Here is a 25,473-nt window from a genome sequence, read left to right as displayed (position 1 = left end):
CCCGCGCCACCGTGACGCCGGGTCTCTCCGTCTCCTGCACGATTTCCCGCTTCTGCTCGTCGCTGAAGCGGCGCCGGTTCGATCGCCCGTCCGCCACGTCCGGTGTCAAGCGGTATTTGCGCCGTGCGCAATTAGCAGCGCTGCTTAATTGGGCTTGGGCACTCGGATGAAGCAGCGCTCGCCAGTCCATTTCGTCGCCGGTTTCTTCCAGGCGATCACGCCAGATCCGCAACGCATATCGCGAAAGCCCGAGCGCTGCGGCATACTCTGCATGCCCCATCCCGCTCCAGTTCATCGCCTCGACATGCATTGCCCAGAACGCGCGAAGTGCGATCGGGCCGCTGTCCGTGCGCATGCTGTAACGATAGCGCGGAGCCCTTTTTGGTCGCTTCGGCGGCGCCGTCCTGTGCTGACGCGCTGCCGTCTTCTTGCGCAAATTCCGCAGCTTTTCCGTACGTTTACGCAGATCGTCGCTGCTCACCAGATGGCGCAGCCACCGCTCGAATGTCGCTACGGAAAGATCACGCCGGCGACAGTATTCCTGCGCGTCCTGAGTGCTGCGGTACCAGTTCGCGACGTGCGACGACCAATACGGACTGTTGGCCTTGGCCCAGGAGCGGCGAGGCGCCATCGGAAATCCTCCACGTGACGAAGGAACCCGACATGATGCGAGATTGCACTACCCCAAATATGTGCAGGGACCGGACGCTTACGCACAACCGATTAAGACGGCAGGATAAAAGGACGCACGTTGCGCTTCGGTCGGGTGTTTGTTTTTATTCAGTTTTTTGGCGCGTTCCGCACCGTGCATCATTTGGGTGCACGGTGCGGTTTCATGTCAGTGCTTTGAAAAAGCTGAACTTTTTACACAGTGCGAGGACGAGGTCTAACGCTGGAGGCATCTTGTTGCGATCGAAAGCGAACATCACCATGTGCGAGTAACCTGGTACGCAGCACACTTGTTCTCGGCGACATCTCAATGGGGGAAGGGCCGCACGACCAGGCACCCGATCGGGCGTTAGCTGGGCTGGGTTGCGTAGCCCGAACGGGTGCGATCCAATTGAGATTTCCCTGCTTAGGCTTCAGTACTCGCCCAATGACGCAGAAGATCTCAGTTTCCATCTCGATCGAGCGACCTGCCGGCGCAGATATCGCAGCGTTGATCGAAGAACGGATCGTCCATTCTCAGGCCAATTTGCCGCCCCAGAGCATCCATTCATTCAACCTGTCGCAACTCGACAAGCCCGACATAACGTTCTGGACAGCAAGGATGGGTGCAGACCTCACAGGGTGCGGTGCGCTCAAGCGCCACAGCGATGGCACCGGCGAGATCAAAAGCATGTTTGTACGACCGGCTTGGCGAGGAAACGGAATATCCCGCAGGCTACTGATGGCAATTGAAGGTGAGGCGCACAGGATCGGCCTCAAGCGCCTATATCTGGAAACCGGCACAGACAGCCTAGCAGCTAGGAAGCTCTACGAGAGTTTCGGCTATGTCTATTGTGAACCCTTTGGCCAATATGAGCTCGACCCACTCTCCGTCTTCATGACCAAGGCCATCGGCTAAACTATTCTCCCGCGCCTACTCTGCCTGCTGCCCTCGCAACGCTGGCTGGATCGTTTGTGAGATGCTTATCCCGAGCTTGCAAGCTACGATTTGACTGAGCGCCTGCCGCCGCGTTTCGGGTTGGTCTTCCTTCCCAAACCGAGCTTCTTGGCCAGTTCGGATCGCTGCTCGGCGTAACTTTCAGCGACCATCGGGTAATCGGCTGGGAGAGACCACTTCGCGCGATAGCCCTCGGGGGTCAGGCCCAGCGTGGTCAAATGCCGCTTCAGCGTCTTGTACTGTTTCCCATCTTCCAAACTGATGATGTAGTCACGTGTGACCGACCTCCTGACGGGAACCTTCGGCTTCTGCGATTCAACAGTTGGTTCTTGTTGTCCATTAAGGTTGCTCACGCTCTGAAAAACGCTTGCGATGACACTCGGCAGTTCAGAGACCGGAACCGGGTTTTTGGTGACGTAAGCGCTTACTATTTCGGCGGTGAGTTCAGTGACAAGATCGGTGGTGTGGTTGGGGTCGGCCATTTGTTTGTTCCCTCTTATTGGCAGCCGAAGTCTGCCTAGCCGATAAAGCTTCGTTTCGAAAGGGAAATGCGATTGCGACACAAGGAACTGCCTAGTCCGAAGGAGCTTCGGTTCTGCTGCACATTGAGGGCCGTCTGTGCATGTAAACATGGAACGATCTTTGCGAGACGGGCGTGTTATTCACGCTCTCGCGCCCGTGTCAGTCTTGAGCGCCTTTGTCGCGAAACCTATGCGACAGCAATGGTAGAAAGCTGTCTTTGAAGGGCCGCCAGGGTTTAGAGTGCTTCTCCACTTTCTTGTCCTGATCATGGGTACGTCGGCGATGGTCATGATCTCAAACGATGGTGTCCGACCGGTTGCGAACTTGGTCCTCGGCCTTAAGGTGGCCAAGAGCGAGGGACAGCGCCCTATGTTGCCAACAATTCGGAACATGCGCCCGGATGATGCGCGGGCTTTCTTGGATGTTCATCACGCGGCTGTGAGAGCCATTGCCGCGCGAGATTATCTTTCCGATGTGATCGAAGCTTGGGCCCCGCTTCCGGTGACAGAGGCGGCGGTTGAACGCGTGCGGGCGAATGAAGACGATGAGTTCAGACTGATCGCGGAGATCGACGGACAAGTCGCGGGCATCGGGGCGCTGGTCATCGGCAGCGGCGAACTGCGAGCCTGCTATGTTGCGCCTGAGGCGGGTCGCAGGGGAGTGGGAACAGCATTGGTGAAAGAGATAGAGCGGGTCGCAAGGGAACGAGGATTAACCTTTCTGAAGGTGGATTCCTCGGTTACGGCGGAACCTTTTTATGCATTGCTCGGCTACGAAGCCCTTGAGCATGGTCAGCACACTCTCAACTCGGGCCAGCTGATGGCATGCGTAAAGATGCGTAAGGAGCTCGGGACTCGCAGTCGCAAAGTGAGCGGTCCCCTTACTTAGCCCAAGGCTTTGAGTTCGGGAGCGCGGATGTAGGCCCAGGGGCAGGGGTGGCCAGTGACGATCCTGGTGAACTCGTTGGCGAGATAGCCGAGCCGCTCGACGCTATTGAGCTTGCAATTCTCGATGAGCGAGGTGCTTGTCGCTCAGTGCTCGGCCCAGTTTGAGCCTGCGAAGAGCGCGTTTTTATGGTTCAAGGCAATCGGCCGCATGGCGCGTTCGACGATGTTGGAGTCAATCTCGATTGTGCCGCCATCGAGGAAGCGCGTTAGGCCCATGCATTGTGGAACCGCACTCCTCACCCCGGCGGAAACACACGGCAAACTAGTCGAAATATTGAGGGACTTTTCTCATTAGAAAGAGGCTTTGAGACCTACATTGACCGTCGTTGAAATGAAGTCTGATCCTGCCCCATTGACGAAAGGTCCGCCGATCAATTCGCCTGTATCCAGAGCGTAGACGTTTGTGCCGCCCTTTTTTGGAAATACTTGTCAAAGTTCGCTCCAAAAAAACGGTGATCCGGTCGTTGAATGCGTAGTCTGCCCGTGCGCCAAGGGAAAGAAATGGGATCGCACTGTAATCTCGTTCGAACCGAATGCCGTGGATCCAGTGATGGTCGGTGTCACTTGCGTTGATCGTTGCTCCGCCACGTATCAGGCCTGCGAAAGTCCAATCGCCCTGGAGGGCTGTCGCTGCCGCGCCGAGAAACAGGCCGGGGTAACGCTGTTCGAATGTGGCTACACGCTCACCGTCAGGGAAACTTCCCATTGTGTCACGAAAGCTGCCTTCGCTGTAGATGAAGGACCCGCCATGGGCGGTCCACTTCGTGTTGGTATACTTCACGCCGCCATGAATGTTGATGCTCAGACTATCGTTAAGCGCGAAATCGCGGCCAATAGCGAAGTCCACATTTAAGTACCTGTCGAGATACGTATCCGGGTGTACCGACAGATGATCCCAGTCTGCGAAATCGGGGCTGGGCGACAGGTCCAGCCATTCGTAATCCTCCATGTGGCTGTTGCCGGAGAGACCGACTGCGGGACTGGTTGTTACTTTCCAATGATCTGTAACTTCGGACGCGATACGTCCCGTGACTACCGGCACATCGGATCTCCAAATGGGTCAGCTTATACGACCGGAGTCGTCATAAGTGCCTTGGTTAACCTTGAGCCACGCATAACCGACGCCCCCCAAGCACTGTAGCGCTACGATCTGCCGGTGCGTAGAGGAGTTCTTCGGCTGCGTAGGCAGTACTCGAAATTGCCAAGAATGTTTCAGTAGAGATTATCGCAAGCGACAAATTATCTTTTGCCACGTAATAATCAATTTGCTTAGGAACCTAACTATTTTTCCATTGGATCTTTTAGATATTATTCTATTCGTCACAGATTGTATCGAATTGTGTCGAATTGTTTGGAAAATTCATTCTTGACAGAGATGGATGTAGACGCGCAGTCTATTGAGGTAGCTTACAGCCAATTTGCATACTGACCCAGCATGGTAATTCATGCAAGGCGCAGTACTAACGTAGAACTGCCTTTACTCTGGCAGCTCTGTTGAAATTAGTGGGGACGAGCTGTTATGCATTTTCATTGTATTATTTGCATAACCGTCGGCACGTCCGCCCCGTTACTTCGACGCCCCAAGACTCTCAACTTTCGCCAAGCCTGACGAGATCCAACGCATTCGCGGTGATCAGCTACGTTGTCTGTTCCCAACATCAAATGAGGAGGTTAGACATGCATAATTCCCTGGTTAAGCCTATTTCTTTGTCTGCGCTCACGCTTGCCATGGCAAGCAGCGTCGCGTTCGGTGCCAGTCCCCTTAGTCATCTTTCCAGAGAGAGCATTGATGGTGCGGGTCGCAACATCATGCGCACCGCCGACGGCGGATTGGTTTCGACCTATTCGGTTGCTGACGGACAGCGCCTGGACCTAGTCTTCAGCGCATCGCTCGACAACGGCGAAAGCTGGAACGAGACCGTCGTCAAGGGCGTGGACGGAAAGGTCCACCAAGCCGCCATCGATTCCAACTTCCAAGGGTCCTACGTCGCTTTCACGGAAGAACGTGATGGTGTGAAGGTCGGCAGGATTGCATTTGCCAGTGCGCCATTCGCCGAGAAGCCGGAAATCACAGTCTCCGACGCGGTAACGCCTGCGGGTGTTGAAGCGCAGGACACATTTATTCAGGCTTCGCGCAAGGGCTGGGGAAACCTCTCCGACCAAGCTCGTGAAACCGTTGTCTACGGCTGGCAGGACAAGAATTCCAAGAGTCTGTACATCGGCGTTTCGACGGACGGCCGCACTTTCCCGGCGGCCAAGAAAGTGGTCGAGGACACCTATGCGACCTCAGGACCTGCTGTCGCAATCCGCGGCAACTTCGTTATCGCGACCTATCAGACAACCAATCCAGCATTCGCACCGGCGGATGTGGCCAGCGACGCCGCATCTCAGCGTTCTTATCCCGCATGGATCGAGTCCATGGATGGCGGGCAGACCTGGTCTGCACCCAAGCCTTTGTTCGGCCTGAAATCCGCAGACTATCCGGTTGTCAAAGTTGAGGCTCAACCGGGGCAATATGACAATCTGCGCCTTGCAGGGGGCACGACCCAGCCCAATTCGCCGATCCTCAACTGGGGCGGCATCGGTGACCCCGGGCCATTTGTTTCGCGTGACGCAGGCAATTCAAGTGTTGCCGAGGACAAATCGGGATCCGCCGATCTGTCCCAGATGGAGCACGCAGGCGTTGCCGATGTTGGCCCAAATGACGGCATCACTTTCGTGCAGACGTCGATGATGAGCATGGACAGCGCTGGACGCAAGGGGGAGGTCAGCATCGTCAGTTTCCGCCAGATCAAGCCGAACGCGCCATGGACGCACGTGATCGCAAATAACAAGCTGTCGAATAGCAACCAGGACGCCGAGACTTCCAGGCTGGGCGTGGCGACATCGCATTTCCAATACAGCGCGCTGATCGACACGCCAGTCCGGGCGACTACCTACAAGGAGTCTGGAAACGGCGATCCACGTCTCGTGGTCGCGGTCTCGACCGATACGGGCAAGGTGTTCAATCGCCATGTCAGCTTCTCGCCCGACGCATTGTCCAAGCTCGGCGTCGACGGGTTCGACAAAACCGCGGTCTTCTCGGCCAGCCAGTGTCTGTTCGAGGATCGCAATGGCGACGTGTATGTCGATCTGCTCGTTTCGCAAGACGAGAACACCCGCTACGCCCGTCTGCCGATCGGGGTCAACGCGAGGCAGTTGAGGGCGGCCGAAAAGCCCAGCGGGACCTGAGTTGCCGCTTGCATTGCATCTTTTTCAATCCACGTGATCTGGCGAGCTTGAGACGAACCCGTGGTGATCGGTTTGTCGTCGGCTCACAAATTAGAGCGAGGTAGACAAATGTATTATTTCCCTCTGAAGCCCGTATCCTTGGCCGCGTTTGCGATCGCAATGGCAAGCAGCGCCGCCTTTGCTGGAACCGCACTCAAGAACCTCTCCCAGGAGAGCGTTGACGGCGCAGGCCGCAACATCATGCGTACCACTGATGGCGGATTGGTTTCGACCTATTCCGTCAAGAACGGGTCAAACCTCAACCTTGTGTTCGGTGCATCGCTCGACAACGGCGACAACTGGAACGAGACCATGGTCAAGGGCATCGATGGCAAGGTCCATCAGGCCGCGATCGATTCCAACTTCCAGGGTTCATACATTGCGTTCACCGAAGAACGTGATGGCATGAATGTCGGCAGGATTGCGTTTGCCAGCGCACCCTTCGCCGACAAGCCGGAAATCGCTGTCTCCGAGGTGGTAACGCCCGCAGGTGTCGAAGCGCAGGACACGTTCGTCCAGGCCTCACGCAGAGGCTGGGGTGGCGTTGCCGACGAGAACCGACAGACGGTTGTTTACGGTTGGCAGGACAAGCACTCCAAGAGCCTTTACGTCGGTGTGTCCAAGGACGGCCACACGTTCCCGATGGCCAAGAAGGTGGTTCAGGACGCCTTTGCAACCTCCGGGCCAGCCGTCGCCATCCGCGGCAACTACGTGATCGCCAGCTACCAGACCACAAACCCGGAATTTGCACCAACCGATGTGGCCAGCGGGGCGGCCCCGCAACGCTCCTATCCCGCCTATATCGAATCCATGGACGGTGGCGAGACCTGGGCTGCGCCCAAGCCGTTGTTCGGCCTCAAATCCTCCGACTATCCGATGGTCAAAGTCGAGACACGGCTGGGAAGCTATGACAATCTGCGTCTGGCGGGCGGGACATCCCAACCGAACTCTCCGACGCTGACTTGGGGTGGAACCCGTGAAATCGAACAGCCGAACGACAAGGGTGACAAATCCGCGTCCCTGGCTCCGGCCATCGATCCATCCCGTGATCCCAACAACGGTATCTCCTTTGTTCAGACCTCGATGATGGCGATGGACAGCAGTGGGAATCTGGGGGAGGTGAGCGTCGTCAGCTTCAAGCCGATCAAGCCCGCCAATTCACCGTGGAAGCATGTCGTGGCGAATAACAAGCTTTCGCAAGGCATGCAGAACGTCGAGACGTCAAAGCCCAACGTTTCGACTTCGCATTTCCAGTACAGCGCGCTCATCGACACGCCGATCCGCGCGACGTCCTACAAGGAATACGATCAGAGCAGCGGCAAAGCTCGTCTCGTCGTTGCCGTATCGACCGACACCGGCATGAATTTCACGCATCACGTGAGCTTCACGGCCGACGAACTGTCCAAGCAGGGCGTGGAGGTATTCGATGCGAAGGCCATCTTCTCTTCGAGCCAATGTCTCTTCGAAGACCGTAGTGGCGAGGTCTATCTGGACGTGCTTGTTATGCAGGATGGCAACACGCACTATGCCCGTGTGCCGGTTGGTGTGAACGCGAGCCAGTACAGAGAGCCCAGCCGCTCGTAAATGGCTGGCAGCAACAGGGAGTGCGACCTAACGGGTCGCACTCTGCGTATCATCGATTGCCCTTTGATTGAACTTTTTCAACGTGTTCAGGAGAGTTGACGAATGCTGCATCACGTCGAAATTTATGTATCAAAGATCGACGCTTCGCGAACGTTCTGGACAAATATACTCGCCAAGATCGGCTGGGAGCCTTCGGGAAACTGGAAGGACGGTTTTACGCTCGTCCACGGCGAAGATGCCTACCTGACTTTTGTGCAGGTTACGAAGAAGTATAAGTCACACACCTATCATCGATGCAGCGTTGGTCTTAACCACCTGGCCTTCAAGGTGAAAACCCGTGCGGAGGTCGATGCGATCAGGCAGTATTGCATCGATAACAACATTCCCAATCTCTATGACGACAAGTACCCATTCGCGAACGGCGGTAAGGACTACTACGCCCTGTTCGTTGAGGATCCCGACCGCATCAAGGTTGAATTCGTGGTGTCTGATTGATGGACGGGGTTTGAGACTCCGAAGTCCCTGAGTTCCAGTCTGCGGGAGGACGTGATGCGATGGTGCGATCAACGGCAAAGCTGATTGCTGCGGGTCTTTGCTCTCTCGTTGTTGTCGCCTTCGCTTCGGCGAATTCAGGCACCGACGAAGACTGGCGCACGGCCAAGAAGGTCGGCGGGACCCTGACCGTTTATTCATTCGGGGAGTCGCCGTTCAATCACGGCGCTCCCTTCCTTCAGCTCGATGAGCGGCGCATATTCTCCGATGGCTCGTTGGCTTTTCGGCAAAACCATTCGGTCGGCGCCGGAGAAGGGGACGGGCTGAGCATTGAAGGGGATTACAATGCCCGGTCCTGTGAAGGCTGCCATCTTCGCGATGGACGCGGCATTTCTCATACGCAGTCGTTCGATCAGACGGGTTTCTCGGTGAAGTCAGCGGATGACGGATCGCGAGTACCGATCTTCCGCGATCTCCTTTCCTCGAGCGTTTCAAACAGACTGCAGGCCGTCGAATGGGAAACCAGACATCGTATAGAGCTTCCAGGAGGCCAGGTCGCAGAGCTTGTCGCTCCAGTTTCCATTGTCGATGGGCAAAGGAAGGCTGTCGACCTGCGCAATGCGCCAGGGGTCTATGGACTTGGGCTGCTTGAAGCAATTCCCGAGAACGAGATCCGGAAGGCGGCTGAAAAACGCGAATTTTCCGCGCTCGGCGTGAAGGGTGTCGTCCCAAGCGCATGTCAGCCCGGGGGCGGCGAGCCCTGCGGAAAATTTGGCCGCTTCGGTTGGAAAGGTACCGTAGCGAATCTGGAGGTTCAGACCCGGATTGCACTCGCGGGTGAACTTGGAATCTACCAGCCTGAGGCTGCAGCCGCTTCCGCCAAGCGATCGGAATATGATGTGCTGGTAGGCAACCTGGCCCAATATCTCAGCATGCTTGCGGTTCCAGCCCGACGTGTAGACAACACGCCAGAGCACATGCAAGGCGCTCGTCTCTTCGAGGATACGGGGTGCGTCATGTGCCACACACCGGGCTGGCGAACGGGCGCAGGTCCAGACACGAACGAGCGGGTGCGCGACCAGCAAATCTATCCTTTCACCGACCTACTGCTCCACGACATGGGCGAGGGCCTCGCAGACAGCAACGGTGACAGCCTTAGCCGCTTCTGGCGGACACCCGCCCTCTGGGGCATCGGAACGCAAAGCGTCGTCTCGGACAAGGTGGGCTATCTGCATGACGGCAGGGCGCGCAGTTTTCTGGAGGCGGTCCTTTGGCATGGCGGAGAGGCGGATCATTCCATCTGTCGCTTCAAGGCTCTCTCGGCGGAGGATCGGGACAGGCTGATCGCATTTGTGGCCTCGCTGTAAATTCGAGGCGTTAAGACGCGGTCGCACCATTCGGTGCGGCGGGAAATGGCCCCAATTCTCGATGCGGAGTGAGATTGTGCACAGTGTCGGAAGTTGTCTTTGGTCTCGTGCGAAGTGGCTGCCCTTTGCAACATTTCTCGTCATCGCGCTGTTTTCCAGTTTCTTTACCCAGCGTGGCTTCGCACAAGACATGCCGTATTTTGCGCGCAATCCTTCGGGTAACGGATCGAGCGTGGTTTTCGAGTTCAACAGCCGCATCTGGCTGCAGGAGCGCGGCAAGGTCGCGCGAAGGCTGACGGACCGAAACTCCGAAGAAGCCTTTCCGGCAATTTCTCCAGATGGACAGTACGTTGCCTTCACCGGGGCCGAGGGCCAGGCTTCAGAGATTTTCCTGACCTCGCTCCCAACGGGAAATACGGTCCGATTGACCTTTGACGGCGGTAACGATGCAAAGGTCCAGGGCTGGCTTGGCAAGACCCGGTTGATGTACTCGACGACGATCAAATCGAGAAAGCGCGGCGCGCTACTGTTCGTCATCGACACAACGACTCACAGAGCCAAATCGGTTCCTCTGGTGGAAGCTTCGGAAGGATGTGTCTTCAAGGGCAGCTTTGTTTTCGTCAAGAACGAGAAGCTGATCGACAACAACAGGCTCTATCGCGGCGGTTATGCGCAGACGCTCTTCAAGACCCCGGCCGATGTCCTTGATGAAGATGTTTCAGCCGTTGCAAGGCCAGGCATTCAGGCGGTCCATCTGACGGCCTCCTACAAGGGTATAAGCCGCCAACCGCTTTGCGGGCAGGATCGAATCTACTTCCTTTCGGACCGCAGCGGTCGCTTCAACCTCTGGTCAATGGATGCAGATGGCAAGAACCTGACGCAGCATACGTTCGAGGACACCTACGATATCGGCTCGATCGGGCTGTCGGGTGAAGGGACAGTCCTGTTCCAGCGGCTGGGCGATATCTTTTCCTTCGACCCATCCAACGGCAAAACTGCAAAGGTCGAGGTACGCCTTCCTGCAGACGCGGTGCACAACACCGAAACGATTACGTTCAAGACCACTGACGCGACGGAACTGCAGGTATCCAACGATGCGAAACGCGCGATCATGGTTCTGCGGGGCGACCTGTGGTCCGTCGACGTGGATACGAAAAAGGCGACGTGCCTAGAGTGCAATGCTGCTGCAAGGATCAAGTCGGTGCACCTCGACGCGGGAGGCAATCTGTTCGCGCTGTCCGACCTGGGCGGCGAGTACAAGATCTATCGCTTTGACCTTGGTAGCGGCGACCTGCTGGAAGTCAGATCCGATATCCCCGAACCGATCGAAGACATTTCGGTTTCTCCGAATGGTGCCGTCATCGTCGCAACCACGATCTCCGGTAAGCTCTTTCTGGTCGAACCGCAGGGAGGCCGCACGACCCTGCTGGACGTGGTCTCCAAGACAACGCCCCGCTGGTTGAGCTGGGCGCCGGACAGCAGGCATCTGGGGCTGATAACCTATACCGCGCAGGATATCGGCCGTGTGTCGATGGTCGATGTTACCTGCAACACCATAAGCCATGTGACCAGCGGACGTTACGAATCCTACTTTCCGGTCTTTTCGGAGGATGGCAGCAAACTCTACTTCATCTCGGAGACAAACTTCCGATCCACGGTTACCGACCCCTGGGCGCCCAGGAACTATTGGCCCGACTATCAAAACCGGGGCCTGATCTATTCGATAGACCTGCGGCGAACGCATTCGCCGACCAAAGCAGATGCAGCATCCACCCCAGCGCCGAATTGTGCAGCCAAGGAAACCGCCGGCGTGGCGACACTGCGCGATTATCAGCTGGCTACCGAAGAAATGCCTATCGTCGCCGCCAACTATGCGATGTTGTTTGCGGTCGGGGACCGTCCATATGCCGTTGCGAAGAAGGCTGTTCGTGACGAACGGGGCAAGCTGGTCGATTTTCCGCAGCTGTCCCAAGGGCGTCGCCAGACACCACGCAACCTTTTCGACGAGGATATCTTCAAGATCGAATGGTCTGCGGACAAACATTCTCTGATTGCCATCGGCCGCAGCGGTCTTTTCGTCGCGACAGTTCCCGCCGATGGCGGGATGCCCCAGAAGACGGACCTCAGCAACATCGAGAACCTAGCGGTGCGCGTCGACAGGTCGGTCGAACGGGTCCAGATGTTCAACGAGATGTGGCGGCTCTATCGGGATTACTTCTGGGATCCCAAGATGAACGGCAGCGACTGGGAAGGCGCCCGGCGCAAATATATCGGCCTCCTGCCCAGAACATCCAATCGCTCTGAATTCAATGAAGTGGCGTCGGCCATGGTGGCGGAGTTGGGTACGGGTCACACCTCAATGCGCTCACCAAGCGAGAACCCAGGACAGCAACCGGGAGTGGGGCGTCTCGGTGGATCCTTCATCGATGACGGCGAAGGTGTTCGGGTGACGGAGGTTTATGACGGTGACTTAGACCTCAAGGAAGACAGGTCGCCACTCAGCCTGACGAATCCGGCGATAGGTCCTGGAGATCGGATTACGCATGTCATAGGCATAGCGGTCGATGATCAGAGCTCAATCGACAAGCTTCTCGATGGACGAGAAGGGCAGAGCTTGCCCGTCACCGTCAGGAAGGCAGACGGTCGCGTGGTTCAGATCACCGTCAAGACGATCAGCGCGAATGAGGAGGCATTCCTGCGCTATCGCCATTGGACAGCTTCAAACCAGGAAACCGTGGACCGGTTGAGCGGCGGAAAGGTCGGCTACTTCCACCTCTACTCATCCTATGAAGGGGATATGGCGACGATCGTCCAGCAGTACCCCTCCATCCAGGATCGCAAGGGGATCATCATCGATCTTCGGGGCAACAACGGCGGTAACATCGATGCCTGGATCCTGAATTTCCTGCAAAGGAAGACGTGGATGTATCTGAACGGGCGCTCGGACCCCGTTCTTTTCAAGAACCCAAGGGATTCCTTCGACGGACGGTTTGCCGTCCTGATCGACGGTGATACTTATTCCAACGGCGAGTTGATTGCCGAAGGCGCTCGCCGCCTCGGCCTGGCTGTTCTGATCGGCACACGGACTTCGGGGGCAGGGATATGGGTCAACAGCAGCAGGACCCTGGTTGACGGCGGTCCGGTGCGCATTCCGGAATCCGGCTCATACGTCAAGGAAAACGGTGTTGCCCGTTGGCTGATCGAGGGAGAGGGAGTGAAGCCTGACATCCAGGTCGAGAACGACCCCTATCTGTTTTATCACGGGGAGGACAAGCAACTCGAAGCAGCCGTGGAGTACTTGATGCGATGAGTTGAAGGACTTTGCGTCAATTTCCGGGAACGGAGACTCGGGTCCAGATCAGGTTCAGCACGAATGAGATCGCAGCCTTGTTCAACTAAAATACGGTCATGTCATCTTACCTCACTAAGGTGACTTAGCCGGTTCAGCTATGGCATGCAGGGTGATGTCGCCTGTGCTCCGCTTTCAGCTTTGTAGAGAAGCTTCGAATTTCATTCGAGTCACTCTAGCTATCTGAAAAAGTACTGGACTATTCAGCAAAATGTGCCTCAGGAATGCATCTTGGGGGGATTACTATGAAACATCTGCCGATATTGTTGGCGGCCGCACTCTCCGCTGGCGGCTGCACGACGAATACCGCAATCACAAACCAGGACCTGACAGGCGAAAGCACACTCAGCCTGTGCCGGATGCTAACGGCAAACTATGACGACGCGCACAAAGCCAAGATCGTGAAGTTGCTTGTTCGTCGCGCTGCTTCTGCCGAGAAGTGCATGAAGCTCATTGCGTCGGACAACTCCGTTGCAAGTGGGGTTGCTGTGGCGGGGCTCGGCACCGCCGCGGCAGCTGTGGCTGCCAACAACGGCGGCTACGGGGGCGGAGGGTACTACCCGCCTTCGTACGGCGTGGCTTGGGACCAATTCTACGGAGCGAACTACACATTGATTTGGCGCTGTCGAGATCGAGCGACAGGACGCTTCGTTTATGACGGCTATTGCGGAGGACAATCTATGGTTGACTCCACTTGGCCAGGCTGGAGCATGTAGGCGCATGCCGAGAAGACTAGCGTTTCATTCATCACATCAAATCGATCGCGGTCAGGATACACCAATGCACATGATCCGAACTCTCGTGCTTGCTCCTGTTTCCGTTGGATGCTTTCGCTTGGGATGGGGTGGATGCCAACACCGGGAACTCGGTCGAGATAGAGAAGGGCAACCTTGTTCGGACAGGCCAGGACATCGAGATTTATGACTACGGTGCCGGCGAGTATCGCGATGTCACGGTCGAAGACATCAATCGCTACGGTTCCACGGTGGAGATTGAAGCTCAGAGGCAGGGTCGTCTAGAGTTTCAGCTCCGATAGAGATATGTAACCTTACTGGGCTTCAGATCAATTGAAACGGCAAGAAGCAAGAGTCAGGTACCGACCTATCACCCAGACGACTGAATCTCTGGCACCATCTACGTCTTGATTGTTAACATAACACGTGCATGATCCCGTTCGGGAAGAGTGGGCAGTGGGCATCGTCATTTCAGAGTCGAATTCTATTCTGACGATTGCTATCGAACCGCAGTTCGAAGGCTTCGTGCCGTCTGCTGTTGTCAAATTCCAAATACAGTTTCCTGCATCTGAAATCCAAACGGACAACTGGATTGTCACGATTTCCGGTTGTGACCGTTTCAAGTTCTCCGAGATACGGCGTGCGTTTCTGCATACGCTTTACAGGGAGAAGATTTACGCGGAGACGCTGCCTCTAAGAGCAAACTTGATTGCTGCGGTCACCTCGCGATGAACGTCTGGCCTCTCAAGTTCCGTGAACTCGCGAACAATCGAATTCTTTTTGCTGACGACGCCGGCGGCTTCTTCATGTCGGACGACTGCTTCCTCGATCGTTACGTCGGCGACACGTTGAATGATGGAGATCGATCCTTTCTTTGGGAGGGTGGCCATACCTTCGAAAACGAACTTGATCTTTCCTGGACATCGTTTGCTTATCGTTGGTCGCAGCGACAGTCGAAGCCGCAGCAGCTGAAATACGTCATTCTGGTGCCGACACTCCGCTGCAATCTCGCGTGCGACTACTGCCAAGTGTCCCGGGCTCCAGAAAAGGCCCGCGGGTTTGATTGGGCCGACGAGACCTTAGCCGCCGTTCTTGCTTTCCTAGGATCAATCGAAAGCCCAGAGATCAAAGTTGAGTTCCAAGGCGGCGAACCACTCCTTCGCGTTGATCTGCTCGAGATCGTGCGCGAATTTTGCCGCGGCAAGTTTGCCCGCGCCCAGTTCGTTGTCTGCACCAATCTCCAGAACCTTGATGAGTGGGCTTGGGCGTTCCTCGACGCCGATGACACTTTCATCAGCACTTCGCTCGATGGAGACGCGACAACTCACGAGCGCCAGCGGACGCATGACGAGGCCCGCACGCGAACTTTCTTCTCAAATCTCGAAGCTGCGGTGGCGCGCTATCCTGAGGGGAAGATTTCGGCGTTACCGACGATTGACGTCTCTTCGCCGCCGGATCTCGGGGAACTTCTCGACAGCTACGAACGGTATGGGATCAAGTCCGTCTACCTACGGCCGATAAACCATCAGGGATTCGCCCGGAAGCTAGATCAGGGCGCGGACGCATTGGGCCGCTGGAACAAACTCCACTCGCAATTCATCGACCGCCTGATCGACCGCAATCATCGCACCGGGCGCTTCATGGAAGAGTACTATTTCAGTCAGTGCCTGAAGCGGGTTCTTCGCTCTGGTGCTGATGACCACGTCGATATCCGAAATCCCGGGTTCTTCGCTTCGGATTACATTGTGATCGATCACGACGGGAAATTCTATCCGACGGACGAAGCCCGCATGCTGTCAAGGATTGGCCGCATTGATCTCAGCATCGGGGATGTGGCCACAGGCATCGACAGATCGAAGGTTGAGGTGCTGAACTCCGGTGCTTTCAACCATTTCGACCCGGATTGCATTCACTGTGCATACCAGCCGTTCTGCGGTTCAGACGTTATCGATGACATCTCCCGCTACGGCCGCATCGACATGCCGCGCCATGACACCTGGTTCTGTGGTCGGCACCTCTCGATTTTCGACAAGGTTTTCGAGGTGATCTATCGCCAGGACGACGCGGCTCGCGCCTCGGTCGCTGCTTGGCTGGGTATAGGCACCTGGGACCAAAGCATGGTCGCGGTGCATTCATGATACCGCTCCGCATCAAAGCCGAAGCACAAGCCGTGCAGCCATTTGTCGTCCGGCTACGGTCATTCGAGGGTATGGCCAGCGTTGACGCTCGGGCTGGCATGAGTGCTTTCGATGCCAGCCTGGAGACCGCAGGGGCTGACGTTGCCGAATATGCAGGCGAGGGCGGTTCAGTTCGGATCCTCGGGATCGATCCATCGGATATTGATGGCGATGTGCTGCTCGTCAATCCCCAAAGAGGAACCGCAGATCGCCTGATCCGCAGCACGTCACCGCACAATACGTTCCTGGTGACGGAGCGTTGCGACCAGCTCTGCGTGATGTGCTCGCAGCCCCCTAAGAAGCAGCATGTCGATCTCTTCGGCTATTTTGAACAAGCTGCAATGTTGGCTCCAGAAGGCGCGACCATTGGGATTTCGGGTGGCGAGCCAACCCTCTTCAAGGCCGAGCTTTTCGGATTCCTCCAAAGGGTTATGCGGGCCAGGGACGACCTGCGGTTTCACATACTGACCAATGCGCAGCATTTCGAAGAAGGCGATCGCCTAAAGTTGCTGGAATTGGATCGCGAAAGGATCGTCTGGGGAGTGCCCCTCTACTCGGCCGACCCTATTGTTCACGACGAAATCGTCGGCAAGGCTGGTGCATTTGGCAAACTTCGTTCTGGCTTGGCATTTCTAGGGCGAGTAGGGGCTCAGATCGAATTGCGTACGGTTCTTATGCAGCCGAATGCCTCGGATCTGCCTAAGCTCGTCAAATATCTGACTGCGTCGGTGCCGTTCATCCAGACTTGGGCGATTATGCAGCTCGAGAACATCGGCTACGCACGGCAAAACTGGAGCCGACTGTTCTACGACAGCTCAACTGGCTTTAGAGCAGTCGGACAGGCCATCGATACCGCCCGAAGCCGCGGCATCGATGTTTGGCTTTTCAATTTCCCTCTTTGCACGGTCCCGGGACCGTATCGGCATCTGGCTCCGTCGACGATCTCCGATTGGAAGCGAGCTTACATGGATGACTGCAAGGACTGCAGTCTCAGGGGCGACTGCGGCGGGTTCTTCGAATGGCACCCGCAAGATCATGGGTATGCGCGCTTGGGTGGGGTCAGATGAAAAAGCGCTTGTTTGCGATACCGTCACTATTAGCCGCGGGCTTCATGCCCTCAGAAGGGCAGGCCCTGCCTTCGAAGCCGATGTTGACAGACGGCGGTAAGTCGCTGTCCTTGTTCGATATCTTCAAGATGGACCATGTGTACACGCTGGCGGGGCACCGCAGCCACAGCTCGCACAGGAGCCATAGCTCGCACAGCAGCCATCGATCATCGACTGGTAGCTATTCGTATCGGCCACCAGTTTACAACAGCCCATCGCCCTCATACGTAGCGCCATCGAACCCACTCTATTCGGCGCCGTCCACTACTCCAACTTATCAGCCGCCCGTTGCCACGGCACCGGCGCCGCTTAGGACGCTGCCTGGCAACGCGAACAAGTTCAAAGAGATCGTCCTTGAGGTGCAGTTCGCGATGCTGGCGTTTGGCTATTACAACGGCGAACTGAATGGTGTGATGGGGCCTGAAATGAGGGCCGGACTGCAGCGAATGCAGGGGGATTACGGTCTGAAGGTTACGGGGACAATTACCCCAGAGACGTTGACAGCGTTGAGGATCGAAGCACGGTAGGGGCGCAATAGGCACATCGTGGCGCGCCGTCCAACAAAGGTGCCACGATGTTGGGAAACTATTGTGTTACAGTGGATCCTGGGGATTTGGGTTTATGGGCAGACTTGTTGTTGCTGCTGTATTCGCCGCGGCTGTTTCGATGTGGGCAACTTTGTCGCACGCTTCCGATCCCACTTTCGAAAAGTGCACATGTGATCTCGAACGAGACATCAACCTCACCAATGGTGCCTCAGTCAGAAATGCAACAGCCTGCTGGTCCACGGAGGATCCCGAAAGGCAATGGTGCGACATAATAGTTCAAGCAATTGAAGGCGACGATCGGCATCAGACGATTCTCAAGGAACTTACACAGCTAAAGAGCAACTCAGATGGAATGACGCTTTTTTTGCTGGAGCAGGCAGAATACTTCCTCAGAGGCAAAAATGCTCCGTGGCGTGTCCAGAGCGCCGGATTTGCACTGCGTTCTGTGATGATTGCCCATCGTGAGCAGATCGCTGCGTGTATCGGAGGGTTCATAGGATATCGCGAAAAGAAGGAATTCGCCACGGTCAACGATGAAACCTTCTCCTGCCGTATTGGTGAGAAGACGGGTTGGTTGCGAATGGCATTCCAAGTTCACGGCATTGGTTTTAACTTCATGGCAGCGCCCAATGAATAAATGGTGGCCTGCCGTTTTGGCAGTCGTGACTTTTGCCTTTCTCGCCATAGCAAATGGTTCCTTGGGCGAGATTGGAGGTGTGATCAACAATTGGACGTTGAGCCAAATATCACCGCCCAAAGAATTGCTGATCGAATTCAATGATGTTCTGGGCTGTTCGTCAGGCAAGTTGGCTGACATCGCAAAACGGCAAATGAACAATGTTGAGCTGACAAATGGCGCGGATTCCTTGGTTATTTGCGATAACCAACCGCTTAGGGCTATTCGATCAGAGTTACCAAGGTCACTAGCAAACAGGGTGCCTGGTTGCCTTGAGTGGCGAGGTTGGCAGACTGGAGGACTAGGTCTCGTTCGCAAGAGTAGTTCGGTGTGTTCATTGCCTGGCGGCAAACGTTATATCTGTGATGGGCCAAATGCGCGGCACGCCCTTGGCAAAAACGCTGTTGGGGACTCTCTTGATCCGATTCAGCTGTGTCCAGATCGCTTATTGGAGCAATTCGGCTTTGCCACACAAAGCGTGCGGGATCGTTAGTCCCCATCATCCGAGAAGCCACAATGTAGGCAACGGGCGTCACTAACATGAAGCACCTCTGCCCGCGAACATTGAAGCCTTGGGGGCTAGTACGGACAAACGTATCGCGCAAAAGAAAATGGAACATGCGTGCACCATATTTGCACACGAAGGACTTTAATTGATTGAAAAGATTTAAGAATCTTTCCCATCCATCATGGGCGCGATGGAAAACACACGCTCTTCGTAGAGCGAGTTCTTTTCCTTCGTTACAATGGCCTGCAGCGTCACGCTGATATCTGGTCCTTCGGTCCTGTCGGAATGGGCGCGCTATGTAGCAGACAAACGCCTTGCATGTAACCACCGCGTCGCGCTTCAATCGCGCAGGATCATACGGTCGCCACGCATGTCGAAACCCGAGAGCGAACTGATGAAATTCATGCCGAGCAGGCTCTGGCCGAGCGCTCCAGGGGCGGCGACGAGGACTGGCATGTCGCGCCGCACAATGCTGCCGAGCGCCAGTTCGTTGGTGCGGACCGCAGCGGCGTTGGCGTTGCCGTTAGCTGTCGAGACACGCACCGTGTAGTTCAGGCCGTCCGGATCGATGCCTGCAGCGCGCGCATCTTCGGCCGTGAGCACCGTTGTCGTCGCGCCGGTATCGACGACAGCGTTGACCGGCTTGTTGTTGACGAGGATGCGCGCCTGGAAATGGCCATTGTTGCCCTTGTCGAGCGTTACCGTCGCGCGGCCATCTTCCACGCCGAGCGCCAGCGGGCTGCCGGGAATGAGACCGGCCGTGACGCGGCTGGCCACATCCTGCAATTCGTAGCGGTATTGGTAGCCTGCGATCAGCGCCAGGACGATCACTGCCCAGGTGCCCAGATTGCGGGCCATGCTGCCGAGCGGCTGGCCGGAACGCAGAAGGCCGGCGGCGATCACTGCCCCGACGATGCCCAGCCAGACCAGGTTGCCGAAGCTGTAGTTCTCGACGCCAAACGTGCTGCCGGCGGAATCGTTGTAGGCAAGCAGGGCAATCGCTGCAGCGATGATCGCCAGGATAAGGACAAGCGAGCGGTTCATCGGGGCTAAAGTACCTCGCCGCGTTCGCGCGCCATGCGCGTCCGGCGCGTTTCGCGGCGCGGTTTGCGCTCCACGGTCGCGAGCCGCGCCGGCAACTCCGTCATGACGGCACTGCGGGTTTCAGGAGTCATGTTCAGCCAGGCTGAGATTTCGTCGCGCGTGCGTCCGCAACCGAAGCAATAGCCGGTCTTCATGTCGATCGAGCAGACCAGGATGCAGGGCGATTCGATGGCCGTCATGGGAATATCCTAGGGGCTCGCTCCCACATGGTGCAACGAATGTGGCAATGCAAGGCCTTGGCGTTGCGCCACTTCAGGTCGTCATCTGGCGAGCCTTTCATCCGTCGGGCGAATTTCGAGATCAAGACAGCGCCGTTTTCGTGACCACGCGGTTGTGTGGAGCGGGCAGGGCGGCTATTGCCGGCTTCGAACAGGAACCTGCCATGACCAGCGCGCTGCCTTTCGACGATTTCCGCAACCTGATCGCCAACCTGCCGCCACTGGATGGCACTGCCGACGACCGGGTGCGAGCGCTGTTTGCCAAGGCAGACAAGCCAAGGAGTTCTCTCGGGCGCATCGAAGACATCGCGGCATGGCTCGCGGCCGCGAGCGGCAAGGCGCCGCCTGCCATCAATCGTCCGCTGGTCGCCGTCTTTGCCGGCAATCACGGCGTGACCAGGCAAGGCATTTCGCCACGGGCCGTCGCCGCAACCGCGAATGCCGTTGAACTTTGCGCGGCGGGTGGTGCGGCAGTGAACCAGGCCTGCATCGCTTATGATCTCGGCCTCAAGGTCTTTGATCTCGCTCTGCACATTTCGACGGGTGACATCACGGAGGAAGCGGCCCTGGACGAACGCGGCTGCGCCGCCACCATGGCCTTCGGCATGGAAGCGACGGCAGGCGGGACCGATCTTCTGTGTCTAGGCGATATCGGTGTCGGCAATTCGACGGTTGCCGCTGCACTTCTGGCGGCCGTTCTGGGTGGAAAGGGGGCGGACTGGGTCGGCGCGGGTTCCGGAGCCGACGAAGCCATGCGCATGCGCAAGGCGGCAGCGGTGGATGCCGCGCTCGCCTTCCATGGTGCCAATCTCAAGGACCCGTTGGAAGCGCTGCGGCGCGTCGGCGGACGCGAGTTCGCAGCCATTGCGGGAGCGATCCTGGCTGCGCGCATGCAGAATGTTCCCGTCATCCTCGACGGATTTGCGGCGACGGCCGCCGCGGCGGTGCTTCATGGGGCCAATCCGGCAGCGCTCGACCATTGCCTGCTTGCCGGTCTCTCCGCAGAGCCGGGACATGCCAAAGCTGCCGCATCCCTGGGGCTCAAGCCATTGTTTGAGCTCGGCATCAGTCATGGTGAAGGGTTTGGCAGCGCACTGGCGGCGGGCATCGCCAGGGCCGCCGCCTTGACCAGTTCCGGCATGGCAGCCGCTGTTCGTTGATCCAGATCAGCGGCGCCGGCTTCCGGCGGCGATCTTGGTCGGCAATGCCGGCAGTTGCTCCATCACCCTTGTCGGCGGGAAGATGGCGATAGCCTCGGTGCCTTCGCGCAGTTTCGAATAGAGTTCGAACTCTCCGCCATGCATCGCCATCAACCCCTGCACGATCGGCAGGCCAAGCCCTGTACCCTGTTCCGCGCTCTTGATGGCGATCGAGCCTTGTCCAAAGGCCGACAGCACGACAGGGATTTCGTCCGCCGGAATGCCAGGGCCGTTGTCCTTGATCGAGATGTATTGGCCGCCGCCCGCGGTCCAGCCGACGCGTACGCGCACCTCGCCACCGGTCGGAGTGAATTTCACCGCGTTGGACAGGAGATTGAGGGCGATCTGGCGCACAGCCCGTTCGTCGGCGAACAGGCGTGGCAACTGGTGCTCGAACTCTTCGACGATGCGAATGTCCTTGTTGCGTGCCCGCAATTCCATCATGTGGCAACAATCCTCGACGATCGCCAGCAGTGTCACCGGCTCTTCGTTGAGCTGGTAACGTCCTGCTTCGATACGCGAGAGATCGAGGATTTCGTTGATCAGGTCGAGCAGGTGACGGCCGGAATCGTGAACGTCTGAAGCGTAGGCCTTATATGTATCGTTCCCCATGGGACCGAGCACTTCATTGGCCATCACTTCCGAAAAACCCAGGATGGCGTTGAGCGGCGTGCGCAACTCGTGGCTCATCGAGGCAAGAAACCGCGATTTGGCGAGATTGGCTTCCTCGGCCCGGCGTCGTGCTTCGTCGGACATCGCCTTGGCGGTTTCGAGTTCGGCAATGAGCGAATCCTTCTCGGTTCGGAAGGACAGCAGCATCACCGACGAACGATTGAGGTGATGCGCCACATAGGCGAAGAAAGGGAGCGCCGCGACGAGCAGCGCGACCATGATCGGTTCCGCCGGCATCCAACCCTGGGAGCCGACATAGGCGTAGGTCGCGACCGGAATGGCGAAGGTGGCCAGCAACGCACCGCGCAGGGACGAAGCCATGATCGCCGTGGCTGCCATCGCCATCAGAAGGATGACTGCCTTGATGACCGGGAATTGGTCGATCGTGCAGGCACCGCAGCCAAGCGATGCGAAATAGGCCCAGCCAAGACCGCTGAGACCATGCGCCGCCAGAAAGGTGTTGCGGATCGGATCCGGTTTGACTGCGGCGGCTTCGGTACGGTCGACGCGACGCGCTATGACGGCAAGTCCCGCATAGCATCCCATGGTAAAAAGCGCCCAGACAAGCGTGTCCGTATTCATTCCGGCGGCAAGACCGGCAACGGCGATGGTCAGCACCAGCAACGGCACGGCCGCGGCGCTGTTCACGATCGCGCGGGCGTGCAGCTTCAGCAGTTCACGGTCGAAATCAGGATTGCCGGCCTGCTGCGAAAGACGGTCGCGCGTACGCTTCACAGCACGCGCGACATCGCTGTTGCGATGCGGCTTGCTGCGGTCCACAATGTTCTTGTCCGCCGTGTTCGAGCTTAGCAGTGGCATGAAACTTCAATTATTGCGGGCAGCGGCTCCAATCCGGACGCTAAGGCGGAATGATTAAGAACTTGTTTGCCATATGAGCCGTTCATGGTCGCAAAGGCCCGGACGGCGGCCTTATCCGCCGCGTCCGCGCAGCTCGTGGCGCAGGTTCTTGGACTATGCGCTGGCCATTCTTTTCCTGGGATTGGTGGCCCTGATCGTGGCCCGGTTCGATCGCGTATCGACACGTCAGGAAAATGGCACGGCGATCGTCAATGACGGCGATACGATCACATTGGGCAAGGAGCGCATTCGCCTGCGCGGTATCGACGCCCCGGAATACTCTCAACTGTGCCGCAAGGACGGATTGGACTATCCCTGTGGGAAATTATCGAGACAGGCCTTGGTGAAATTGATCGGCGGCCGCGCGGTATCCTGCAGCGGATGGCAGCGCGATCGTTATGACCGGCTTCTTGGCGACTGCAAGGTGGGGAATGTCGACCTCAATGCCGAGCAGGTCAGGGCCGGCTGGGCGGTTGCCTTTGGCGACTTTGACGTGGAGGAAGCTGCGGCGCGCGTTGCGCGCGCCGGCATCTGGGCGGGCAGTTTCGACGAGCCGAGGGACTGGCGCCGCTCCCATGACGGTGCGGCGGAACCGAGGCATGGAACGTTGGCGAGTGTCGGCGATACCTTGCGAGAACTGTTTCGCCTCCGCTGATTGCGGTTTTATGGTGGGCATAGATCAAATCGGGAGCATGTCATGAAGCTTTACGACGGCGGCCGGGCACCCAACCCGCGCCGGGTTCGCATTTTCCTGGCGGAAAAAGGGCTGAGTGTCCCGCTGGAGCCGGTCGACATGGGCGCTCTTGGCCATAGGGAAGAAGCGGTCACCAGCCGCAATCCGCTGCAACGTCTGCCTGTTCTGGAACTCGACGACGGTACGGTGCTCACCGAGACTGTCGCAATCTGTCGCTATTTCGAGGAATTGCATCCCGAGCCGGTTCTGTTCGGAACAGGAGCGCTCGGCCGCGCCCAGGTCGAGATGTGGCAACGGCGTATGGAGTTCAACCTGTTTACGCCGGTGGCGCAGGCCTTCCGCCATATCCACCCTGCCATGAAGGAATGGGAAGTGCCGCAGGTGCCGGAATGGGGGGAGGCGAACAAGCCGAAGGCTGTGGAGTTCCTGCGGCTGCTCGACAAGGAGCTGGCTGGGCGCGAGTTCATCGCGGGCGGCAGCTATTCGGTGGCTGACATTACCGGTCTTGTCGCGGTCGATTTCATGAAACCTGCTCGAATCCCGGTGCCGGAAGACTGCAAGCATGTGCTGCGCTGGTACAGGACCGTTTCCGGGCGGCCAAGCGCCGGCGCCTGAGCTGCATGAACGTAGGATTGGAGCAGCTTGTCGCGCAGGTGCGGGCCTGTCGCATCTGTGTCGAGATGCCGAGCGGCAGGCCGTTGCCGCATGAACCGCGGCCCGTGCTGCGGCCATCGTCGACAGCGCGCATTCTCCTGGCCAGCCAGGCGCCCGGCACGAAGGTGCATCTCTCCGGCCTGCCGTTCACCGACGCTTCCGGCGATCGGCTGCGGGATTGGCTGGGCGTGTCGTCGGACGAGTTTTATGACACCGAAAAATTCGCCATCGTGCCGATGGGCTTCTGTTTCCCCGGCCAGGATGCCAAGGGCGCGGATCTGCCGCCGCGCAAGGAATGTGCGCCTGCCTGGCGCGGACAGCTCATGGCGGCGATGCCGCAGATCGAACTCGTCCTGACCATCGGCATATACGCTCAGAGCTGGCACATGGGCGCGATGCGGCGTGGTTCGTTGACCGAGACCGTGTATGACTGGCGCGCCATCTGGAATGCAGCGGTCGGCCCGAAAGTGCTGCCCTTGCCGCACCCATCCTGGCGCAACACCGGCTGGTTGAAGAAGAATCCCTGGTTCGAAATGGAGTTGCTGCCTTTCCTGAAATCGGAAATCCGCTCTCGCATTGGCTGAATTCGGCGCAAATTATCACTCGTTTCGCGGCGATCAGGCAGAATTCCTTTCTTGTCTGTGACAGAATTTCGAAGGAATATGGGGAAATATTTTCCTCGGGAGCCCAAGATGGATCGCCTTGATAGAAAAATCCTCCGCCTTTTGCAGGAGGACGCGACCCTTGCGGTCGCTGATGTAGCCAAGAAAGTCGGCCTGTCGACCACCCCTTGCTGGCGTCGCATCCAGAAGCTGGAGGAGGAGGGCGTCATCAAGCGTCGTGTCGCGTTGCTCGACCCGGAGAAGATCAACGCACGCGTGACGGTGTTTGTCTCGATCCGCACCAACTCACACAGCCATGAATGGCTGCGTCGCTTCTCGGAGGTCATCCAGGAGTTCCCGGAGGTGGTCGAGTTCTACCGCATGAGCGGCGACGTCGACTATCTGCTGCGTGTCGTGGTGCCCGATATCGCCGCCTATGATGCCTTCTACAAACGCCTGATCGCCAAGATTGAAATCCGCGATGTCTCGTCGGTCTTTGCGATGGAGCAGATCAAGTTCACCACCGAAATGCCGCTGGACTACATGACGCTCGATCGCGAGGCGGGCCAGAGCGCGGCCTGATCGT

General features: G+C 57.6%; 26 protein-coding genes and 1 pseudogene. 20 read left to right on the top strand and 7 right to left on the bottom strand.

The window, feature by feature from the left end; genetic code table 11:
- Nucleotides 1-631: IS66 family insertion sequence element accessory protein TnpA (tnpA, locus tag ACFWYE_RS23980; RefSeq protein ID WP_379114763.1), on the bottom strand; the 631-nt coding region annotated here is incomplete at its 3' end.
- A gap of 465 nt (nucleotides 632-1,096) precedes the next feature.
- On the opposite strand from tnpA, the gene ACFWYE_RS23975 reads away from it, so the two are divergent.
- Nucleotides 1,097-1,567: a GNAT family N-acetyltransferase gene (locus tag ACFWYE_RS23975; protein ID WP_379114762.1), complete on the top strand. Its 471-nt coding sequence runs from the start codon at nucleotides 1,097-1,099 to the stop codon at nucleotides 1,565-1,567.
- Nucleotides 1,568-1,650: 83 nt separating this feature from the next.
- Here the strand turns inward: ACFWYE_RS23975 and ACFWYE_RS23970 are convergent, their stop codons facing one another.
- A complete protein-coding gene (locus ACFWYE_RS23970) occupies nucleotides 1,651-2,088 on the bottom strand; it encodes a MucR family transcriptional regulator (protein ID WP_379114761.1) in 438 nt (145 codons plus the stop codon).
- Between the two features lie 328 nt (nucleotides 2,089-2,416).
- On the opposite strand from ACFWYE_RS23970, the gene ACFWYE_RS23965 reads away from it, so the two are divergent.
- A complete protein-coding gene (locus ACFWYE_RS23965) occupies nucleotides 2,417-3,016 on the top strand; it encodes a GNAT family N-acetyltransferase (RefSeq protein ID WP_379114760.1) in 600 nt (199 codons plus the stop codon).
- Here the strand turns inward: ACFWYE_RS23965 and ACFWYE_RS23960 are convergent.
- A pseudogene (locus tag ACFWYE_RS23960) lies at nucleotides 3,013-3,288 on the bottom strand (transposase); the annotation flags it as partial. The gene ACFWYE_RS23965 and the pseudogene ACFWYE_RS23960 sit on opposite strands and share 4 nt — an antisense overlap.
- Before the next feature lie 49 nt (nucleotides 3,289-3,337).
- Nucleotides 3,338-4,117: an omptin family outer membrane protease gene (locus tag ACFWYE_RS23955; RefSeq protein WP_379114759.1), complete on the bottom strand. Its 780-nt coding sequence runs from the start codon at nucleotides 4,115-4,117 to the stop codon at nucleotides 3,338-3,340.
- 635 nt (nucleotides 4,118-4,752) lie between these two features.
- Between ACFWYE_RS23955 and ACFWYE_RS23950 the strand changes: the two genes are divergently transcribed.
- From ACFWYE_RS23950 to ACFWYE_RS23890, 13 genes are all read left to right on the top strand, one after another.
- Nucleotides 4,753-6,306 (top strand): hypothetical protein, encoded by a 1,554-nt coding sequence (locus tag ACFWYE_RS23950; protein ID WP_379114758.1) that lies wholly within the window; start codon nucleotides 4,753-4,755, stop codon nucleotides 6,304-6,306.
- A gap of 159 nt (nucleotides 6,307-6,465) precedes the next feature.
- Nucleotides 6,466-7,929: a hypothetical protein gene (locus ACFWYE_RS23945; RefSeq protein ID WP_379114757.1), complete on the top strand. Its 1,464-nt coding sequence runs from the start codon at nucleotides 6,466-6,468 to the stop codon at nucleotides 7,927-7,929.
- A 102-nt stretch (nucleotides 7,930-8,031) separates the two neighbouring features.
- Nucleotides 8,032-8,424, top strand: a complete 393-nt coding sequence (locus ACFWYE_RS23940; protein WP_379114756.1) for a VOC family protein — start codon at nucleotides 8,032-8,034, stop codon at nucleotides 8,422-8,424.
- Between the two features lie 59 nt (nucleotides 8,425-8,483).
- On the top strand, nucleotides 8,484-9,788 hold the full coding sequence (locus ACFWYE_RS23935) for a di-heme oxidoredictase family protein (protein ID WP_379114755.1): 1,305 nt from the start codon (nucleotides 8,484-8,486) through the stop codon (nucleotides 9,786-9,788).
- A 76-nt stretch (nucleotides 9,789-9,864) separates the two neighbouring features.
- Nucleotides 9,865-13,098: a S41 family peptidase gene (locus ACFWYE_RS23930; RefSeq protein WP_379114754.1), complete on the top strand. Its 3,234-nt coding sequence runs from the start codon at nucleotides 9,865-9,867 to the stop codon at nucleotides 13,096-13,098.
- 284 nt (nucleotides 13,099-13,382) lie between these two features.
- Nucleotides 13,383-13,853: a hypothetical protein gene (locus ACFWYE_RS23925; RefSeq protein ID WP_379114753.1), complete on the top strand. Its 471-nt coding sequence runs from the start codon at nucleotides 13,383-13,385 to the stop codon at nucleotides 13,851-13,853.
- 128 nt (nucleotides 13,854-13,981) lie between these two features.
- A complete protein-coding gene (locus ACFWYE_RS23920) occupies nucleotides 13,982-14,173 on the top strand; it encodes a DUF5334 family protein (protein ID WP_379114752.1) in 192 nt (63 codons plus the stop codon).
- A gap of 154 nt (nucleotides 14,174-14,327) precedes the next feature.
- The gene (locus ACFWYE_RS23915; protein WP_379114751.1) at nucleotides 14,328-14,603 is read left to right on the top strand and encodes a hypothetical protein; all 276 of its coding nucleotides are present in this window, start codon (nucleotides 14,328-14,330) and stop codon (nucleotides 14,601-14,603) included.
- Entirely contained in the window at nucleotides 14,600-16,009 is a 1,410-nt protein-coding gene (hxsB, locus tag ACFWYE_RS23910; protein WP_379114750.1) for a His-Xaa-Ser system radical SAM maturase HxsB, read from the top strand. The genes ACFWYE_RS23915 and hxsB overlap by 4 nt, the downstream gene beginning before the upstream one ends.
- 98 nt (nucleotides 16,010-16,107) lie before the next feature.
- Nucleotides 16,108-17,115 (top strand): His-Xaa-Ser system radical SAM maturase HxsC, encoded by a 1,008-nt coding sequence (hxsC, locus tag ACFWYE_RS23905; RefSeq protein ID WP_379114749.1) that lies wholly within the window; start codon nucleotides 16,108-16,110, stop codon nucleotides 17,113-17,115.
- Complete coding sequence (gene hxsA / locus ACFWYE_RS23900) at nucleotides 17,112-17,681, top strand: His-Xaa-Ser repeat protein HxsA (protein WP_379114748.1); 570 nt, start codon at nucleotides 17,112-17,114, stop codon at nucleotides 17,679-17,681. Before hxsC ends, hxsA begins: the two co-directional genes overlap by 4 nt.
- A gap of 94 nt (nucleotides 17,682-17,775) precedes the next feature.
- Nucleotides 17,776-18,339 carry a hypothetical protein gene (locus ACFWYE_RS23895; RefSeq protein WP_379114747.1) on the top strand — a complete coding sequence of 188 codons (564 nt, stop codon included), beginning with the start codon at nucleotides 17,776-17,778 and terminating at the stop codon, nucleotides 18,337-18,339.
- On the top strand, nucleotides 18,332-18,871 hold the full coding sequence (locus ACFWYE_RS23890; protein WP_379114746.1) for a hypothetical protein: 540 nt from the start codon (nucleotides 18,332-18,334) through the stop codon (nucleotides 18,869-18,871). Before ACFWYE_RS23895 ends, ACFWYE_RS23890 begins: the two co-directional genes overlap by 8 nt.
- A gap of 354 nt (nucleotides 18,872-19,225) precedes the next feature.
- Here ACFWYE_RS23890 and ACFWYE_RS23885 read toward each other — a convergent pair whose 3' ends face one another.
- Both ACFWYE_RS23885 and ACFWYE_RS23880 read right to left on the bottom strand, forming a co-directional pair.
- Nucleotides 19,226-19,930, bottom strand: coding sequence for a TIGR02281 family clan AA aspartic protease (locus ACFWYE_RS23885; protein WP_379114745.1), 705 nt, complete (start codon nucleotides 19,928-19,930; stop codon nucleotides 19,226-19,228).
- Between the two features lie 5 nt (nucleotides 19,931-19,935).
- On the bottom strand, nucleotides 19,936-20,169 hold the full coding sequence (locus tag ACFWYE_RS23880; protein WP_379114744.1) for a DUF1289 domain-containing protein: 234 nt from the start codon (nucleotides 20,167-20,169) through the stop codon (nucleotides 19,936-19,938).
- 203 nt (nucleotides 20,170-20,372) lie between these two features.
- Between ACFWYE_RS23880 and ACFWYE_RS23875 the strand changes: the two genes are divergently transcribed.
- A complete protein-coding gene (locus ACFWYE_RS23875) occupies nucleotides 20,373-21,368 on the top strand; it encodes a nicotinate-nucleotide--dimethylbenzimidazole phosphoribosyltransferase (RefSeq protein WP_379114743.1) in 996 nt (331 codons plus the stop codon).
- A gap of 6 nt (nucleotides 21,369-21,374) precedes the next feature.
- Here the strand turns inward: ACFWYE_RS23875 and ACFWYE_RS23870 are convergent, their stop codons facing one another.
- Entirely contained in the window at nucleotides 21,375-22,898 is a 1,524-nt protein-coding gene (locus ACFWYE_RS23870; protein ID WP_379071598.1) for a sensor histidine kinase, read from the bottom strand.
- A 73-nt stretch (nucleotides 22,899-22,971) separates the two neighbouring features.
- Here ACFWYE_RS23870 and ACFWYE_RS23865 point away from each other — a divergent pair, with 73 nt between their 5' ends.
- From ACFWYE_RS23865 to ACFWYE_RS23850, 4 genes are all read left to right on the top strand, one after another.
- Nucleotides 22,972-23,592 carry a thermonuclease family protein gene (locus ACFWYE_RS23865; RefSeq protein WP_379114742.1) on the top strand — a complete coding sequence of 207 codons (621 nt, stop codon included), beginning with the start codon at nucleotides 22,972-22,974 and terminating at the stop codon, nucleotides 23,590-23,592.
- Nucleotides 23,593-23,634: 42 nt separating this feature from the next.
- Nucleotides 23,635-24,246 carry a glutathione S-transferase gene (locus ACFWYE_RS23860; RefSeq protein ID WP_379114741.1) on the top strand — a complete coding sequence of 204 codons (612 nt, stop codon included), beginning with the start codon at nucleotides 23,635-23,637 and terminating at the stop codon, nucleotides 24,244-24,246.
- Nucleotides 24,186-24,869 carry a uracil-DNA glycosylase family protein gene (locus ACFWYE_RS23855; RefSeq protein ID WP_379073061.1) on the top strand — a complete coding sequence of 228 codons (684 nt, stop codon included), beginning with the start codon at nucleotides 24,186-24,188 and terminating at the stop codon, nucleotides 24,867-24,869. Before ACFWYE_RS23860 ends, ACFWYE_RS23855 begins: the two co-directional genes overlap by 61 nt.
- Nucleotides 24,870-24,977: 108 nt before the next feature.
- Nucleotides 24,978-25,469, top strand: coding sequence for an Lrp/AsnC family transcriptional regulator (locus ACFWYE_RS23850; RefSeq protein WP_054313024.1), 492 nt, complete (start codon nucleotides 24,978-24,980; stop codon nucleotides 25,467-25,469).
- Nucleotides 25,470-25,473: the final 4 nt, after the last annotated feature.

Origin of the sequence: Mesorhizobium sp. NPDC059025 (assembly GCF_042739655.1) — a bacterium.
Classification (GTDB): domain Bacteria; phylum Pseudomonadota; class Alphaproteobacteria; order Rhizobiales; family Rhizobiaceae; genus Mesorhizobium.
Note: the sequence above shows the minus strand (reverse complement) of the source record. Positions and strands in the feature narration are given on the sequence as shown.